Source organism: Dyella sp. SG562 (assembly GCF_011759495.1).
Lineage (GTDB): Bacteria > Pseudomonadota > Gammaproteobacteria > Xanthomonadales > Rhodanobacteraceae > Dyella_D > Dyella_D marensis.
In genome coordinates this window covers 14121-30974 of sequence record NZ_JAAOYS010000021.1, presented here as the reverse complement: position 1 = coordinate 30974, position 16854 = coordinate 14121, and the positions used below count along the sequence as shown (strand labels likewise).

General features: G+C 67.0%; 13 protein-coding genes. 5 read left to right on the top strand and 8 right to left on the bottom strand.

The genetic code is table 11. The features are described from left to right. Positions 1-128: 128 nt before the first annotated feature. From FHW84_RS22585 to FHW84_RS22550, 8 genes are all read right to left on the bottom strand, one after another. Entirely contained in the window at positions 129-1676 is a 1548-nt protein-coding gene (locus FHW84_RS22585; protein WP_167258686.1) for an RICIN domain-containing protein, read from the bottom strand. 176 nt (positions 1677-1852) lie between these two features. Continuing rightward, positions 1853-3244 (bottom strand): sugar porter family MFS transporter, encoded by a 1392-nt coding sequence (locus FHW84_RS22580; RefSeq protein WP_167258684.1) that lies wholly within the window; start codon positions 3242-3244, stop codon positions 1853-1855. A 77-nt stretch (positions 3245-3321) separates the two neighbouring features. After that, the gene (locus FHW84_RS22575; protein WP_167258682.1) at positions 3322-4224 is read right to left on the bottom strand and encodes an SMP-30/gluconolactonase/LRE family protein; all 903 of its coding nucleotides are present in this window, start codon (positions 4222-4224) and stop codon (positions 3322-3324) included. Next, entirely contained in the window at positions 4221-4985 is a 765-nt protein-coding gene (locus tag FHW84_RS22570; RefSeq protein ID WP_167258680.1) for an SDR family oxidoreductase, read from the bottom strand. The genes FHW84_RS22575 and FHW84_RS22570 overlap by 4 nt, the downstream gene beginning before the upstream one ends. Positions 4986-4987: 2 nt before the next feature. After that, positions 4988-6136 carry a galactonate dehydratase gene (gene dgoD / locus FHW84_RS22565; protein WP_167258678.1) on the bottom strand — a complete coding sequence of 383 codons (1149 nt, stop codon included), beginning with the start codon at positions 6134-6136 and terminating at the stop codon, positions 4988-4990. Beyond that, entirely contained in the window at positions 6133-6774 is a 642-nt protein-coding gene (locus FHW84_RS22560; RefSeq protein WP_167258676.1) for a 2-dehydro-3-deoxy-6-phosphogalactonate aldolase, read from the bottom strand. The genes dgoD and FHW84_RS22560 overlap by 4 nt, the downstream gene beginning before the upstream one ends. Before the next feature lie 14 nt (positions 6775-6788). After that, positions 6789-7712 (bottom strand): 2-dehydro-3-deoxygalactonokinase, encoded by a 924-nt coding sequence (locus FHW84_RS22555; protein WP_167258674.1) that lies wholly within the window; start codon positions 7710-7712, stop codon positions 6789-6791. Further along, entirely contained in the window at positions 7709-8434 is a 726-nt protein-coding gene (locus tag FHW84_RS22550) for a FadR/GntR family transcriptional regulator (RefSeq protein WP_167258672.1), read from the bottom strand. The genes FHW84_RS22555 and FHW84_RS22550 overlap by 4 nt, the downstream gene beginning before the upstream one ends. A 456-nt stretch (positions 8435-8890) precedes the next feature. On the opposite strand from FHW84_RS22550, the gene FHW84_RS22545 reads away from it, so the two are divergent. The 5 genes from FHW84_RS22545 to FHW84_RS22525 all read left to right on the top strand — a co-directional run bounded on the left by FHW84_RS22545 (position 8891) and on the right by FHW84_RS22525 (position 16800). Then, entirely contained in the window at positions 8891-9994 is a 1104-nt protein-coding gene (locus FHW84_RS22545) for an aldose epimerase family protein (protein WP_243868260.1), read from the top strand. Positions 9995-10138: 144 nt separating this feature from the next. Then, positions 10139-11326: a 1,4-beta-xylanase gene (locus FHW84_RS22540; RefSeq protein WP_243868259.1), complete on the top strand. Its 1188-nt coding sequence runs from the start codon at positions 10139-10141 to the stop codon at positions 11324-11326. 118 nt (positions 11327-11444) lie between these two features. After that, positions 11445-14240: a TonB-dependent receptor gene (locus tag FHW84_RS22535; protein WP_167258670.1), complete on the top strand. Its 2796-nt coding sequence runs from the start codon at positions 11445-11447 to the stop codon at positions 14238-14240. Positions 14241-14299: 59 nt separating this feature from the next. Next, positions 14300-15850, top strand: a complete 1551-nt coding sequence (locus FHW84_RS22530; RefSeq protein ID WP_167258668.1) for an exo-alpha-sialidase — start codon at positions 14300-14302, stop codon at positions 15848-15850. Next, positions 15850-16800 (top strand): glycoside hydrolase family 43 protein, encoded by a 951-nt coding sequence (locus FHW84_RS22525; RefSeq protein ID WP_167258666.1) that lies wholly within the window; start codon positions 15850-15852, stop codon positions 16798-16800. Before FHW84_RS22530 ends, FHW84_RS22525 begins: the two co-directional genes overlap by 1 nt. Positions 16801-16854: the final 54 nt, after the last annotated feature.

Below are 16854 nucleotides of genomic sequence, written 5' to 3'. Positions count from 1 at the left end.
GCGTCCGAAATGCCCGCTGCATAAGCGGCCAGTCCGCGGCACCGCAAAAACCAGGCGTGGTCGCCACTGGATCCCGGCCTACGCCGGGATGACGAAGAAGGGGCGGTGAGGAAAGCCCGTGGATGGACTCAATGCAGAATCCACTGCTGCGGCGCCAATCCGTTGTCAGTCCACAACTGCAACTGCGTACCATGCGTAGTGGAACCGGCCGGATCATCCAGAATCAGCGCCCCCGACGCCTGATTCATCAGCTTGTAGCTGCCATTGCCCAGATCCAGAAACTGCCAATTCTGATTGGCATTATTGGCGCAACCCCACAACGTGACCAGATTGCCCGGCGAGGTACTCCCACCAGTGTTGTCCACGCACAAGCCAGTCGCCTGATTCTGGATGCTGAACCAGCCGCCACCCTTGGCATGCACAGTCCAGTTCTGCACCGAGAGATTGTTGCAATCCCACAGCTCCGCGCTGGTGTTGTTGGCGGTCGACCAGCCCGTGTTGTCCAGGCACAGCGCCGGAGCCTGCACACTCTGGAAGCTATGCACCGAACCGTCGGCGGGCAGCCGGTTCCACGGCTCGCTGGCGAAGTACACGATGCAGCCGCCATTGAGATAGTCCGAAGCCAGTTCCAGGATGCTGGAACCATCCGCTGCCGGCAGCAGGGCGGAGGAGTAGTTCGGGCAGTAGTTGTCGTACGCGGTGGGCACCTGCACCGGCGCGGCGATGGTGTACCAGTTGCCGCTGCCGTCGGTGTTGGTATTGGCGAACAGCACCTTGCCGTTGGACGGCGAGACGCTGCCGTTGGATTCGTACATCACCTGGCCCACCAGCAGGATGGCGCCGTTGGCTGACAGCACCGACGGGCTCCAGCGATTGAGCGGCGCGTGCTCCAGGTATTGGCCCGCCGCAGTCTGCACACGCGTGCCCATGTTGGTGGGATCGCCGTAGTTCCAGCCGTCGGTCGAGGTGCGCGAGAACACCGTGCAGGCCGCCGGTCCGCACAGCTCGTTGCTCATGAAGTAATGCCCGTTCGGCAGCTTGCTCACCGTGATCATGCCGGGGCGGTCGCCCTGGATGGTGCTGCGGATGGTGTCGGTGCGGTCCTGCCAGGAGCTGCCGTTGTAGGTGCGGATCTGCGCGAGCTTCTGGCTGCAGCAGGGGTCGGTTTCGTCGGACCAGAACATCACCAGCGCGCCGTCGCTGGCCACGCTGAACTCCGGCTCCCACAGGCCGCCGTGGTTGTTGTCGGCGGCCAGCGCGGGTGTGCTGTGGTAGGTCCACGACACCCCCTGGTTGGTGCTGACATAGACCTCGATCGCCGGATTGCCGCCCGAGAAGTACGAGCCCGCGGAGATCAGCGTGCCGGCCGCCAGCGAACCCACCTGCTGTGGCAGTTCGTACAGCGTGGCGCAGCAGCGCTCGCTGCTGCCCGGCACGGTCGGTACGGTGCCGAGCTGGCTCCAGCTGGCGCCGTTGTCGTTGCTCTGGAAGATGATGCCGTTGGTGCTGGCGACGAGGCGCCCGTAGGTGTTGGCGGGGCCGTGTTCGAGCCGGACCACGCGAGGGTAGAGCGTGCTGCCTTGCAGGACGGTGCCGGTTGCGGCGTGGGCCGTACCGATGACGGCGAGCAGGCAGGCGCAAAGCACGGTGAACCACCAGGAACGGATGCGATGCATGACGTTCTCTCCGGATGAGTTGGTGGCGTGTGTGAAGTCGTGGAGCGCGCGGGCCGGTAGGTCCGGCCTCGCTTTCTGTGCTTATTCCTTCGGCGCAGGTTGGGGTGAGCCGCAGGCGAACCCCAAGCTTGCCGCGAGGTTGGGGTTCGCCTGCGGCTCACCCCAACCTACGATGGCTAGCGGCCGATATCGCGCAGCTTTTTTCCGGCCAGCAGATTCCGCTCGATCTGCTCCAGCGTCACGCCCTTCGTCTCCGGCACCAGCCAGAACGTCAGTACGATAAACACCGCGTTGAGCGCCGCATACAGCCAGAACGTCGAGGCATTGCCGATGCTGTTGAGCAGGCTGAGGAAGGTGAAGCCGACCACCATGTTGGTGATCCAGTTGGTGAAGGTGGACACGCCGATGCCGAAGTCGCGGCCCTTCAGCGGCTGGATCTCCGAGCACAGCGTCCACACCAGCGGACCGGCCGACATGGCGAAGCCGACGATGAAGATCAGCAGCATGGCCACGCAGGTGTACTGCTCGGTCTGGCCGGTGATGCCGCCGTTCATCAGTATGCCCACCACGCCCAGGCCGATGGCCATCACGGTGAAGCCGGTATAGAGGATGGGCTTGCGGCCCCAGCGGTCGATCAGGGCGATGGCGATGAAGGTGGCCAGCACGTTGGTCAGGCCGACCAGGGCGGTGAACCACATCTGCGCGGACGTGTCGTAACCCATTTCCTGGAAGATGCGCGGCGCGTAATACATCACCACGTTCATGCCGGTGAACTGCTGCATCAGCTGCAGCAGGGCGCCCAGATACACCGAGCGGCGGAAGTTGCGGTTCTCCTGGAACAGGTGCCAGCCGCGCTGCGGGGTCTTCAGCTGCTCCTCGATGTCCGCCGCTTCGCGCGCCACCGCGGCCTCGTCGCCGCGCAGGCGGCGCAGCACCTCGATGGCCTCGTCGCGGCGGCCGCGCATCATCAGCCAGCGCGGGCTGTCGGGCAGGCCGAGCACGCCGAGCAGGAACAGCGCGCCGGGAATGGCGATCACGCCGAGCATCCAGCGCCACGCACCGTGGTAGCTGAGCGCGGTGTCGGAAAGAAAGGCCACCAGGATGCCGATGGTGATCATCAGCTGGTAGGTGGAGATCATCGCGCCGCGGATGTGCTCCGGCGCCACCTCGGCCAGGTACAGCGGCGCGGTGAAGGTGGCGATGCCGATGGCCAGGCCCAGGATCACGCGCGCGGCAATCAGGGTTTCCGGCGACCAGGCCAGTCCGCACAGCAGCGAGCCGATCACGAACAGGATCGCGCCCAGGATCAGCGAACGCTTGCGGCCCAGCTGCGAAGACAGCCAGCCGGCGCCCAGCGCGCCGACCGCCGCGCCGAACATCATGGAGCTGACGATCCACTCGATGGTGTGGTCGCTGATGGCGAACTCGGCCTTGATGAACTGCGAAGCGCCGGAAATCACGCCGATATCCAGCCCGAACATCAGGCCGGCGAGCGCGGCGAGCACGCAGGTGTAGATCACGGTGCCCTTGGCGTGGGCGGTGGGTGAGGCGATGGCTTGGGAGTTCATGGAACCGAGGACCTCGCTGGCGTGAAGGCAGGCGTGAACAAGGATGGACCGCCGATGGATAAGGAACGAACGATGGATCAGGAAGGCCGGCCGAAACCGGGCGGCGCTCCGCGGAAACGGGGTTCCGGCAGGCCGGTGGTGCCGGCATCGGCCGCGAACAGCGCACCGGCCTGCGGCTGGGTTGCCAGCGCGTCGGCGGACAGGCCATCGCGCGCGCTGGTGATGTAGAGCGTGGCCAGCTCCGGGCCGCCGAAAGCCGGACGGGTGGGTTGCGTGGCCGGCACCTCGATCGCGCGGTCGACGCGGCCATCCGGCGCGTAGCGCACCACGCGGCCCAGGCCCCATTGCGCATTCCACAGAAAACCTTCGGCATCCACGGCGGAGCCATCCGGCTCGCCACGCGCATCGTCCACGCGCGCGAAGGCACGCGGCTCGCCGCAGCGTTCGGCGTAGTCGCAGCTCTGGATCAAACGCGAAGGCGAATCGCAGAAATACATGGTGCGGCCATCGGGGCTGAAGGCGACGCTGTTGCTGATGCCAACCCCGGGAAGATTAAGCCGCTCCAGCGTGAGGTCCGCGTTGAGGCGGTAGAACGCGCCGATCGGCTGGCGCGCTTCGCCGGCCGCGGGCTCGTGCAGGGTACCGAACACGAAGCGCCCCTGGCGGTCGCAACCGCCGTCATTGAGGCGGGTGGGCAGGTCCGGTTCCACCTCGACGATCGGCAACAGCGTTTCGTCCTCCGGGCGGAAAAAAGCCAGGCGCGAGGCCAGCCCGAGCAGCAGCCAGCCATCGGCTTCGCACAGGGCGAGGCAGCCCAGGCGTTCGGGCATGTCCCAGCGGCGCGTTTCGCCGTCCGCCGGGCGGTGTCGCCACAGCGCGGCGGCCTGGATGTCGGTCCAGTACAGCGCCTGCTCGCGTTCGCACCACAGGATGCCTTCGCCCAGCGTATTGGCCGGATGGTGGACGACGCGCGCGTTCATACCCAGCCGCCGTCGACCACGAAGGACTGGCCGGTGCACATGCGGCTGTCGTCGGCGCCGAGAAACAGCGCGGCGCGGGCGAGGTCTTCGGCCATCAGGTAGCCGGGCAGGCACTGCGTGCGGCGGATCTCTTCCTCGCCGGCCGCATCCAGCCACAGGCGGCGCTGCTTCTCGGTAATGACCCAGCCGGGCACCAGCGCATTGATGCGGATGCGGTCGTGGCCCAGCTCGCGCGCCAGGCCGTTGACCAGGCCGTGCACGGCGGACTTGGCCATGGCGTAGATCGGATAGCCGGCGTTCTTCTTCATCCAGCCGGTGGAACCCAGGCAGATCACCGAGCCGCCGCCGAGCGCGCGCATGTCCTCGCGCACGGCCTGGGTGGCGAAGTACTGGTGGCGCAGGTTGATGGCGATGCTGCGGTCGAACTGCTCGCCGGTGGTGTCGCCGAAGCTGTGGCGCACGTCGTTGGCGGCGTTGTTCACCAGCACCGCCACCGGGCCGTGCGCTTCGCGCGCGCCGGCGATCGCCGCGTGCAGCGCGTCGAGGTCGGTGATGTCGCAGGGCAGGAAGCGCGGCGCGTGGCGTTCGCCGGCCAGGCTTTGCGCCAGCGCTGCGCCATGTTCGCGGTCGATGTCGACGAAGGCGACGCGGCTGCCCTGGCGCACGAAGTGCTCGACGAAGGCGGCGCCGATGCCGGTGGCGCCGCCGCTGACGAAGACGTGGCGATCGAGCAGGCTGGGGTAGGTGGCGAACTGCTCCATGCTCACCACTCCGCCACGCTGCCGTCGGCATGGCGCCACAGCGGATTGCGCCAGCGATGGCCTTCGGCGGCACGCTCGGCCACGTATTCCTCGTTCACCGTGATGCCGAGGCCCGGGCCGGTGGGCATGCTGACGTAGCCGTCCTGGTAGGCGAACACGCTGCGGTCGGTGACGTAGTCGAGCAGGTCGTTGGAGGCGTTGTAGTGGATGCCCAGGCTCTGTTCCTGGATGAAGGCGTTGTGGCTGACCGCGTCGATCTGCAGGTTGGCCGCCAGCGCGATCGGGCCCAGCGGGCAGTGCAAGGCGATGGCCACGTCGTAGGCTTCGGCCATCGCGGCGATCTTGCGCGTCTCGGTGATGCCGCCGGCGTGCGAGGGATCGGGCTGCAGGATGTCCACGCCGCCGGTTTCCAGCACGCGCTTGAAGTCGTAGCGCGAGTACAGGCGCTCGCCCAGCGCGATCGGCGCGGGCGAGATCGCGGCCAATTCGGGAATGCACTCGAGGTATTCGGAGAGCACCGGTTCCTCGATGAACATCAGCTTGTACGGCGCCAGCTCGCGCATCAGCACCTTGGCCATCGGCTTGTGCACGCGGCCGTGGAAGTCCAGGCCCAGGCCGACGTGCGGGCCGACCGCGTCGCGCACCGCCTGCACGTTGGCGAGCACGCGGTCGACCTTGTCGTAGCTGTCCACATATTGCATTTCTTCGGTGGCATTCATCTTCACCGCGGTGAAGCCGCGCGCCACCGCTTCCATCGCGGCGCGCGCGGTGTCGGCCGGGCGGTCGCCGCCGATCCACGAGTACACGCGGATGCGTTCGCGCACCGGGCCGCCGAGCAGGTCGTAGACGGGGCGGCCGAGGTCCTTGCCCTTGATGTCCCACAGCGCCTGGTCGATGCCGGCGATGGCGCTCATCAGGATCGGGCCGCCGCGGTAGAAGCCGGCGCGGTACATCACGCTCCACAGGTCTTCGATATGGTGCGGGTCCTTGCCGATGAGGTAGTCGGAGAGTTCCTCGACTGCCGCCGCCACGGTATGCGCGCGGCCCTCGACGACCGGCTCGCCCCAGCCGCTGATGCCGGCATCGGTGTCGATGCGCAGGAAGCACCAGCGCGGCGGAACGAGGAAGGTGGTGAGGCGGGTGATCTTCATGCGCGGTTTCCTTGCGAAACGGGGTGTAGATGCCGCCAGGCGTCGGCGAAGTCGCGCGCACGGGCGGCGACGTCGACGGCCGCGCGGCCGGGGGCGTAGAGCGACGAACCGATGCCGAAGCCGGCCGCGCCGGCAGCGACCCATGGCGCCATGTTGTCGGGAGCGATGCCGCCGACCGGCAGCACGGCCAGGTCTTTCGGCAGCACCGCGCGCCAGGCCTTGAGCACGGCGGGCGAGGATTGCTCGGCGGGAAAGAGCTTCAAGGCATCGGCGCCGGCCGCGAGCGCGGCGAAGGCCTCGGTGGGCGTGGCCACGCCGGGCACGCAATAGAGACCAGCCTGCTTGGCGGCGCGGATCACCGCGACGTCGGCGTGCGGCATCACGATCAGGCGGCCGCCGGCGTCGGCGATGTCTTTCACCCGCGCCGGATCGAGCACGGTGCCGGCGCCGACCAGATAGCCGTCGCCCAGCGCGTCGGCCAGGCGGCGGATGCTGGCGCAGGGCTCGGGCGAATTGAGCGGCACTTCGAGCACGCGGAAGCCGGCGCCGGCGAGCGCGTGGCCGATGTCCACCGCTTCGTCGGGATGCAGGCCGCGCAGGATCGCGACCAGCGGCAAGTCTTGTAGCCAGGTATGCATGGGAGGGAGCGTGTTCATGAGGTGTGGGCGGTTGCGGGTGCCGCGGCGAGCGCCGCCGCGGTGGCGATCTGCCACAGGCCGTCGGCGGTGGTGCCGTCCGGCGCGCGCGAAAGCTGCAGGCCGTAGAGATCCGCGGCGCGGCGGTAGCGGTCGCACAGCGGGCCTTCGCCGACCATCGGGATGCTGCCGTTCGCATCGGCCCAGCCGGCGGCCAGGGCCATGCGCATTTCCTCGCCGATCAGCAGGCCGGAGAGATAGTCGGGCACGGCGGCCGGATCGAGCGCGCCGTCGAGCATCAGCGCGCGTGCCGAGAACAGCCGCGACAGCGCGCCGGCAGGACCGCTGTCGCGCGCGGCGGCGACGCCGCGGCGGAAGGCCTCTTCGTCATCGCGCGCTTCGGGCAGCGCGGCGCCGAGGATCGAATGCTGGCGCAGCAGGCCATACAGTTCGCCGGTCATCACCGTGGCGAAACCGGTGACCACGCCATCGCGCAGGCGTACCCATTTGCTGTGCGTGCCCGGGAGCAGCAGGCGCGTGGTGGCCGGTTCGGTGGCCAGTACGCCGACGATCTGAGTCTCCTCGCCGCGCATCACGTCGGGACGGTGCGGGTCGTGCAGGCCGGGCACCAGATAGAGCCGGTGGCCACCGGGCGTGGCGAGCGGAGTCAGGTGTTGCGCCAGCCGTTCGACGCCGGTGGGCGTATCGAGGTAAGGCACTTCCTGCCAGCCGTTGCGGCTGCCGACCATGCCGCAGGCCAGTACCGGCAGCGCTGGCCATTCGCGTACGGCCAGGGCGAACGCTTCCGGAAATCCGCCGGCCGGCAGTTGGCGGATGCCATGGGCCAGCGCGCGCGTCTCCAGCACCATGCCGTCCGCGCCGAACAGATAAGCGCGCAGGTGGGTGCTGCCCCAGTCCAGTCCGATCAGGCTGGCGCTCACGCGGAAGCCTTCCGGCGCGTGCGCGGACGGCTGCGGCGCATGTTGTCGCGCGAGTCGGCGATCATCGCCAGCATCGCCTTGCGCGCCACCTCAGGCTGCTTGCGGCGGATCGCTTCCAGCACCTGCTGGTGGTAGGGCAGCGAGTACTTGAAGTCGCCGGCGCTGCGCGCGGACAGGCTGAAGAACGCGCTCAGCGCGGTTTCCACCACCGAGAACAGCGAGTGCAGCAGCTCGTTGCCGGTGGCATGCAGCACGGCGTCGTGGAAGCGCACGTCGGCTTCGGTCCAGGCATCCGGCGTCTGTGCGGCGTCCATGGCGCGGTAGGCGCTGTCGATCTCGGCCAGCTGGGCGGCGTTGCGATGGCGCGCGGCGGAAGCGGCGGCGGCCGGCTCGATCAGTTCACGCATCTCCACCAGTTTCTCGACGAAGTCGTCGGTGGGCATGGAGGCGCAGCGCCAGGCCAGCACGTCGGAGTCCAGCTGGTTCCAGTAGCGTTCTTCCTGCACACGCGCGCCGACACCGGTGCGCGAGGCGATCAGGCCCTTGGCGGAAAGCACCTTCAGCGCTTCGCGCAGGGCGGTGCGGCTCACGCCGAGGTTCTCGGCCAGGGTTTCCTCGCGGGGAAGCACCTCGCCGGGCTTGACCCGGCCGCTGACGATGCGCTGCCCGAGTTCGTGCATCACGTGTCCGTATAGCGTGCGGACGGTGGGCGGCTTCTTCATGAATGTCTCGATCCCCTGTGCCTTTCTGTATGAGGGGCGGCGGCGCCGCAGACGCCCGGCTTCCGGGCTGCCGGGTTATTTGTCATACAAACGGACTATAAGCACTTCGCTTAGTCTCTGCCAAGCGTCGCGTGTGTTTTCGGACGGTTCCGTACATGGACGGCTATTCGCCGGCGATGACGCATTGCGATATTTCTCAGATCGCTTACGAAAGTCAGGTCCCGCAAGAAATGGTGCAATGGCCTGAAATGACAAACCGAAGATGGGAATCGTATGCGTGCACGAGGCCGATGTTGCGCCGCGCCAGGGCGCGGACACGGTGCAAAGATCGCTTGCACGATAATCATACAATGTGATTGCATGCGCCGTCCCGTAAGGGTGGCGAAGGGGAAACGAGAGATGCGACGTGCGATGCTCCTGGGTTTCATGGGCACGGTTTCTTTGGGTGCGATGGCTATGGCGACGGCAGTGCAGGCAGTGGAAGCGAAGCGCGAAACGTTCGGGACGCTGCCCGACGGCAGCAAGGTCGATGCCGTGGTGCTCGACTCGGGCCACGGCGTGCGCGTGCGCGTGATCGCCTATGGCGCCAGCCTGCAGGAAGTGAGCGCGCCGGACCGCCATGGCAAGAGCGCCAATATCCTGCTGGGCTATGCGAAGTTCGACGACTATCTGAAGAAGCCGCAGTACTTCGGCGCCACGGTGGGGCGCTATGCCAACCGCATCGCCAAGGGCCATTTCAGCCTGGACGGCCACAGCTACAGCGTGCCGGTCAACGACGGTCCCAACTCGCTGCACGGCGGCAGCAAGGGTTTCGACAAGGTGCTGTGGAGCCTGGGCGAGGCCAAGAGCGGCGCCGACGGCGCCAGCGTCACGCTTACCTATGTCAGCCCCGACGGCGACATGGGCTATCCGGGCAAGCTCACCGCCACGGCCATCTATACGCTCGATGCGCACAACCGGCTGACCATCGAATACCGCGCCACCACCGACAAGCCGACCATCGTCAACCTCACCAACCATGCGTATTGGAATCTCTCCGGCGAGGGTTCCGGCTCGGTGCTGGAGCAGAAGCTGACGATCCCGGCGGAAACCTTCCTGCCGATCGACGCTACTTCGATTCCGCTGGGCCAGTTCCAGCCGGTGGCCGGCACGCCTTTCGATTTCCGCCAGGGCAAGCCGATCGGCCGCGATATCCGCACGCCCGATGCGCAACTGCTCAACGGCCGCGGCTACGACCACGATTTCGTGATCGCGCGCGACGTGGCCAAGGAACCCCGCCTGATGGCGAAAGTGGAAGACCCGGCTTCCGGCCGCGTGATGACGCTGAAATCCACCATGCCGGGCCTGCAGTTCTATTCCGGCAACTTCCTCGACGCGACCAGCGTGGGCACCGGCGGCCATGTCTACCGCCAGGGCGATGCGTTCGCGCTGGAACCGCAGTTCCATCCCGACACGCCCAATCAAGCGGCGTTCGGCTCGGCGCGGCTGGCGCCGGGGCAGGAATACCGCCACACCATCGTGTACGAATTCGGCACGGAGCCGGTGCAAGGCAAGCACTGACGGGCGACTGACCGTCCGCCGCAGCGACCGACCAGGGCGCCCCCATGCAGGGCGCCGCGGGAGCGCTTTGCCCGCTGCGGCCCGGATCAACCTCAAGACCTCCGGCGGGGACCGGAGCTCATCCAAGCAAACGGGGAGTTGGACATGAAACATGCATTGATGGCGACGGCACTGGGACTGGCGGCCTTGCTCGCCGCGCCCACGTCGTTCGCGCGGGAAAGCACCGCGCGCTGGACGCCTGCCGAAGCCAAGGCCTGGTATGCGAAACAGGCCTGGCCGCTGGGCAGCAACTATCTGCCGTCCAACGCGATCAACGAGCTGGAGATGTGGCAGGCCGGCAGCTTCGACGCCGCGCGCATCGACCAGGAACTGGGCTGGGCGCAGCAGCTGGGCATGACCACCATGCGCGTGTTCCTGCACGACCTGCTGTGGCAGCAGGATGCGGCGGGTTTCAAGCAGCGCATCGACCAGTTTCTCGCCATCGCCGACAAGCACCATATCAAGCCGATCTTCGTGCTGTTCGATTCCTGCTGGGATCCGGAGCCGAAACTGGGGCCGCAGCATCCGCCGATTCCCGGCGTGCACAACTCCGGCTGGGTGCAGAGCCCGGGCGTGGCGCTGGCCGATCCCAGCCAATACCCGCGCCTTGAGCAGTACGTGAAAGATATCGTCGGCAGCTTCGGCAAGGACCAGCGCGTGCTCGCCTGGGACGTGTGGAACGAGCCGAACAATCCCGGCGGCGGCAATTACGACGCCAAGGAACCGAAGGACAAGTTCGCCCTGGTGGCGAAACTGCTGCCGCAGGTGTTCGCCTGGGCGCGCAGCGCATCGCCGGTGCAGCCGCTGACCAGCGGCCTGTGGGAACACGAGGACTGGTCGGATCCGGCCAAGCTCGATGCGGTCGAGCGCACCCAGGTCGAGCAGTCCGACGTGATCAGCTTCCACAACTACGGCTGGCCGGAAGAGTTCGCGCGCCGCGTGAAGCAGCTGGAAGGCTACGGCCGCCCGCTCATCTGTACCGAATACATGGCGCGCGGCAACGGTTCGACCATCGACGGCGTGCTGCCGCTGGCCAAGAAGCTCGACGTGGGCATGGTCAACTGGGGCTTCGTCGACGGCAAGGCGCAGACCATCATGCCGTGGGATTCCTGGCAGCGCCCCTACACCTTGCAGCCGCCGACGCTGTGGTTCCACGACCTGCTGCATGGCGACGGCACGCCTTATCGCCAGCGCGAAGCCGACATCCTGCGTGCGCTGTCGCATGCGCCGCGCGGCGTCGTGCCGGCGGACGCGGCAACGTATCCGGCAGGGAGCCTGCTCAAGACGCGCTGACCCCAGGCGCGCCACATCGGCGCGCCCGCTGGAGCGGGCCGCCTTCTTTCTTCCAGAACGCATGCCGCCGGCACGCGCCGGCGCCGCTTTGACTCCGTAAACCGGGGAGGTTCATACCATGACTCGCTATCGCATCCCGCTGTCCCTGCTCGCGATGGCCATTGCCGCCGCGCTGGCGCCGGCCTATGCCGCCGACACCAGGCCCGACGCGCAGAGCGCCGATCCGCAACAGTCCACCGACCAGGCACCCGCCGCACCCGCGGGCCAGGCGCCGGCCAAAAAGAAAGCCGGCACCGCCGACCAGGCCTCCACCCAGAACGCGGTGAATCTTTCCGGCGTGGTGGTGACGCCGCTGCGCGAAAGCCTGCAGAGCGCGCAGGCGCTGAAGCAGGACTCGCGCATGGTGGTCGATTCCATCGTCGCCGAGGACATCGGCAAGCTGCCCGACAACAGCGTGGCCGACGCCATGCAGCGCATCACCGGCGTGCAGATCGCGCAGGGCTTCCAGGGCGAGACCAGCTCGGTGGTGATCCGCGGCCTGCCCAACGTGATCACCACCTTGAACGGCCGCGAGATCTTCAGCGGCGTCGGCCGCGCCTTCGCCTTCCAGAACCTGCCGGCCACCGCGGTGAAGACCGTGCAGGTCTACAAGACCAGCGAAGCCAGCCTGCCGGACGGCGGCATCGCCGGCCTGGTCGACATGCAGCTGTATCGCCCATTGGATTTCGACGGCAGCAAGGTAGCGGCCACGCTCACCGGCACGCACAGCAAGTACGGCGGCCATACCGATCCCAACGGCAGCCTGCTGCTCAGCAACCGCTGGAACACCGACATCGGCGAATTCGGCGCGCTGCTCAACGTGGGCTACGACAAGCAGCGCTACGAATACAACGCGGTATGGGCGGATTTCCCCAAGGTGCTCACCGGCGGCAACGGCGCGCCGATCCGCACGGCCGGCGGCGACCTGATCTCCGCGCCCAATGGCTGGGGCGCCGACTACAACATCGGCAGCCGCAAGCGCCAGGAAGCGAACTACGCCCTGCAATGGAAGCCGAACAAGGACACCGAGGTCTATATCGAAGGCCTCTACACCTGGGATTCGGACCGCTACAACCAGCCGTACTATTTCAGCTTCCCGGTGGGCGTGGTCAATCCGTCCAGCCTGTCCGTCACCAACCATTGCTATGCCGACCAGCTGACCGGCTCGCCGTACTACGGCCAGCGCATCTGCGATGCATCCAGCGGCGTGTGGACCGGCGACACCTATGCCGCCACCAGCACGCAGGCGCACGAGCAGTGGGGGCATGACATCCAGAACTCGATCGGCATGAAGTGGCATGGCGACAAGCTCAATCTGTCCACCGACCTGTCCTTCAATTCCAGCTCGTTCCACGACCAGACCTTTATCGTCGACACCTTCCTGAAGGGGCCGATCACCACGGTGTGGAACGGCGCGCAGAACTGGGGCCTGGGCGGCAATCCGCAGCTCAATCCGTCCAACTACTACCTCAACGGCCTGTTCCAGACCTGGAACAACCAGCGCGGCGAACAGACGGCGTGGCGCGGCGACGGCACCTACGACCTGGGCGGCGATTTCTTCCAGTACATGGATTTCGGCCTGCGCTATTCCGACCACAAGGCCGAATACCGCGGCAGCGTGGAGATCTCCACGCCGCCGCCGGGCGGCACCGGCCAGATCGCGCTGAACCCGAACCCCGCCAACCAGGTGGTGGCGCGCTTCCCGAACGGCTACTTCTGCAGCCAGCCGACCACCGATGCGATTCCGGTGTCGTGGCTGAGCGGCTGCTACAACTTCCTGGTCAACAACGCCGACGCGATCCGCGGGCTGTACGGCCTGCCGGCGGGCCTGGCCGCGGAGAATCCCGGCCGCTTCTATCACATCCAGGAGAAGTCGTACGCCGGCTACCTGCAGTTCGGCTACGGCAACGAGCTGTTCGGCCTGCCGTACGACGGCCTGCTGGGCATGCGCGTGGAGCGCGTGAAGCGCCATCTGGACGCGTATTCGTTCGACGCTTCCAGCGGCATCTATTCGCCGCTGTCGGCTTCGACCAGCGCGCCGGTCTACCTGCCCAACCTCAGCTTCAACCTGCACCTGCGCGACAACCTGCAGCTGCGCGTGGTGGCGGCCAAGACGCTGACCTATCCGGGCTTCGGCCAGCTCAATCCGTCGATCTCGCTCAACCCCGGCACGATCAACCGCGCCGGCGTGGCCAGCAGCGGCAATCCGAACCTCAAGCCGATCCGCAGCAACAACTACGACGCCTCGCTGGAGTGGTATTTCGGCCCGGCCAGCTATGTCAGCGGCGGCGTGTTCTACCGCGACATCAACGGCTATATCCAGAACTACATCACCGACGTCACCATCGGCGGCCAGCCTTACCAGCTCAACTCGCCGCAGAGCGCCGGTTCGGGCCATCTCGATGGTGCGGAGTTCGCTTATCAGCAGTTCTTCGACTTCCTGCCCGGTCCGTGGAGCGGCCTGGGTGCGCAGTTCAACTACACCTATATCGAGGGCTCCACGCGCTCGCCGCAGTTCATCGGCGGCCCGATCACCGCCTCGCCGCTGCAGAACGTCTCGAAGAACAACTACAACGCGGTGCTGATGTACGAGAAGTACGGCTGGTCCGCGCGCCTGGCCTACAACTACCGCAGCCGCTACATCCAGGGCTTCAACCAGCCCACCGTCGCGGGCGTGAACGACGAGATCAAGCCCGCCAACCAGGTGGATTTCTCGCTCGGCTACGACGTCAACCAGAACTTCACCGTGGTGCTCAACGCGACGAACATCTTCGGCGCCAACCTGCACCAGTGGTGGGGCGACGGCACCACGCGTCCGCGCGACATCCGCTACCAGGACCGCACCATCGGTCTGGGTGTGCGCTTCAAGATGTGATTCCTCCCCGGCGGGCGGCGTCGTGGCGTGGCCGCCCGCCTTTTTTCCTGGAGGTCGTGATGAAAAGAACGATGTTCGCGCTGGTGTTGGCGCTGGCCGCGATGGCGGCGCACGCCGACGAACGCGTGGTGGGCGAACGCATGGCCGACGGTACCGGCTACGCATCGGTCGTGCGCACCGGACATGGCCAGGCCCCGGATCGCGGGCGCCTGCTGATGGTGTTCGAGCAGGACGGCATGGCCGGCGTTCCGCTGTGGGAAAGCCGCGACGAGGGTGCGCACTGGCGCTTCCTGATGAACGTCACCGACCAGCCGCACGCGGGCGACAAGCAGTGGCAGCTGCGTTGGCAACCGCACATCACGGAGTTGGCGCAGGCAACCGGCGATCTGCCGGCCGGCACCTTGCTGCTTTCGGCCAATGCCACGCGCAACGACGAGCATGGCCGGGTTTATGTCGAAGACCTGCAGATGTACGTGTCCACGGATGGCGGCAAGAGCTGGCGCTACCGCAGCTCCATCGTGCAGGGTGGCGGGCGTCCCGAGGACAAGGACAACAAGGGCGTGTGGGAACCCAACGTGCATCGGCTGGATGACGGGCGCCTGGTCGCCTATTACTCCAGCGAGCAGCACAAGGGCGAGGGCTACAACCAGCTGCTGGCGCACAAGGTGTCGGCGGATGGCGGGCGCAGCTGGGGCAGGGAAGTGTGGGACGTGGCGATTCCCGGCGGCGTGCAGCGGCCGGGCATGGCCATCGTCACGCGGCTGGCCGACAAGCGCTATGCGATGACGTACGAGAACATCGACGGCCCGCGCAACGGGCAGGTGTTCATCAAGTTCAGCCGCGACGGACTGGACTGGGGCGATCCGCAGCGGCATGGCGAGCCGGTGATGACGCTGTCCGGCTTCTGGCCGTCGGCGTGTCCGGTGCTGCAGTGGTTTCCGCAAGGCGGGCCGGAGGGCGTGATTGTGGTTTCCGCGCAGCGCGCCGGCGGCGGTGGCGATGAGGGCGGGCGCAGTTTGTATTGGAACAACGCCTCGGGCCGTGGTCCGTGGTGGGAGGTGCGGGCGCCGGTGCAGAAACGCAGCGGCAATATCCATGCGGGCTGGACGCAGGCTTTGCTGGCGCGTGGCGACGGTTCGTTCCTGCACGTGACGTCGTCGTCCGCGGCCGATGCGCCGGAGCAGGCCTCGCGCAACGAGATGCTGTCGGCGATCGCGCCGCTGCGTTTCGACCGCTATGAGGCCGAGGACGCGGAGCTGACCGGTGCGGCCGTGGTGCCCGATCCCGCGGCGTCCAACCAGCGCAAGGCGAGGCTGGGGCAGGGCGAATCGCGCTTGCGTTTTCTGCTGCACGCGGCGGGTGGCGTGCACCGCTTGAGCGTGCGCTTTGGCGATCTCGGCTTGCCTGCCGCGCCGGTGCTGGTGGTCAACGGTGCGCGTGTGCCTGCGGCGATCGACAAGGCCACGGATGGGCAGCTGGCGACGGTATCGGCATCGCTGCTGCCCGGTTTCAACACGATCGATATCGAAGGCGGCGACCACGTGCTCGACATCGACTATCTGCAGGTGGATGGCGATGCGCCGGCGTCGCCGGGAGGTAAAGGCAAGTGATGCGCCATGCCATGCTGTTCGCCTTGCTGCTCGCGGCTCCGGTCGAGCAGGCCGCGAAGCCGATCGGTCCATTGCTGCCTTCCGGCCCCGATCCGTGGGTGACGCAGCGCGACGGCTTCTACTACTACATGCACACGCAGGGCGATCGCATCTCGCTGTGGAAGACGCGCGACATGGCGAAGCTGGCGGATGCACGGCCGGTGACGGTATGGCGCGCGCCGGCCGGCGGACCGAACTCCGCGGCGATCTGGGCGCCGGAGCTGCATTTCCTCGGCGGCAAGTGGTACCTGTACTACTCCGCCGCGGACAAGGCGCACAACGACGATGCCCACCGCCACGTGTTCGTGCTGGAAAACGCCTCGGCCGATCCCACGCAAGGTGCGTGGGTGGACAAGGGCATGCTGCAGACGAAGCTCAGCGGTATCGATGGGACGGTGTTCGAACATCGCGGCAAGCTGTACTTCGTGTATTCGGCCTACGTCGGCGACCACAGCGACCTGGTGATCGTCCCGATGCGCGATCCATGGACGCTGGCCGCGCCGCAGGTGGATATCGCGGCGCCGACGTTCGCTTGGGAAATGCAGGGCGGGCGGAAGATCCTGGAGGCGCCGGAATTTCTGGCCGGGCCGGAAGGCAAGGTGTTCCTGACGTATTCGGCCAGTGCCTGCTGGTCGGATGGCTATTCGATCGGGATGCTGAGCGCGGATGCGGACGCTGACCTGCTCAAGCCTTCCTCCTGGTCGAAGTCGCCGGTGCCGGTGGTGAAGAGCTCGCCGAAGGATGGCGTCTACGCCACCGGGCACAACGGGTTTTTCAAAGGCGCCGACGGCTCGGATTGGATCGTGTTCCACGCCAATGGAGGTCCGGATTGGAAATGCACCGCGAAGCGCGCGCCGTATATGCAGAAGTTTCGTTGGGATAACGGCGGGCGTCCGGTCTTCGCCGATTGAAATCCTCGCTCAGGGAGCCATCGTAGGTTGGGGTGAGCCGCAGGCGAACCCCAA

Coding starts and splice junctions, on each gene's coding strand:
- FHW84_RS22560 (WP_167258676.1), bottom strand. CDS start 6,774: ATGCATACCTGGCTACAAGACTTGCCGCTGGTCGCGATCCTGCGCGGC.
- dgoD (WP_167258678.1), bottom strand. CDS start 6,136: ATGAAGATCACCCGCCTCACCACCTTCCTCGTTCCGCCGCGCTGGTGC.
- FHW84_RS22535 (WP_167258670.1), top strand. CDS start 11,445: ATGACTCGCTATCGCATCCCGCTGTCCCTGCTCGCGATGGCCATTGCC.
- FHW84_RS22525 (WP_167258666.1), top strand. CDS start 15,850: ATGCGCCATGCCATGCTGTTCGCCTTGCTGCTCGCGGCTCCGGTCGAG.
- FHW84_RS22545 (WP_243868260.1), top strand. CDS start 8,891: ATGGCGACGGCAGTGCAGGCAGTGGAAGCGAAGCGCGAAACGTTCGGG.
- FHW84_RS22585 (WP_167258686.1), bottom strand. CDS start 1,676: ATGCATCGCATCCGTTCCTGGTGGTTCACCGTGCTTTGCGCCTGCCTG.
- FHW84_RS22530 (WP_167258668.1), top strand. CDS start 14,300: ATGAAAAGAACGATGTTCGCGCTGGTGTTGGCGCTGGCCGCGATGGCG.
- FHW84_RS22550 (WP_167258672.1), bottom strand. CDS start 8,434: ATGAAGAAGCCGCCCACCGTCCGCACGCTATACGGACACGTGATGCAC.
- FHW84_RS22575 (WP_167258682.1), bottom strand. CDS start 4,224: ATGAACGCGCGCGTCGTCCACCATCCGGCCAATACGCTGGGCGAAGGC.
- FHW84_RS22540 (WP_243868259.1), top strand. CDS start 10,139: ATGAAACATGCATTGATGGCGACGGCACTGGGACTGGCGGCCTTGCTC.
- FHW84_RS22580 (WP_167258684.1), bottom strand. CDS start 3,244: ATGAACTCCCAAGCCATCGCCTCACCCACCGCCCACGCCAAGGGCACC.
- FHW84_RS22570 (WP_167258680.1), bottom strand. CDS start 4,985: ATGGAGCAGTTCGCCACCTACCCCAGCCTGCTCGATCGCCACGTCTTC.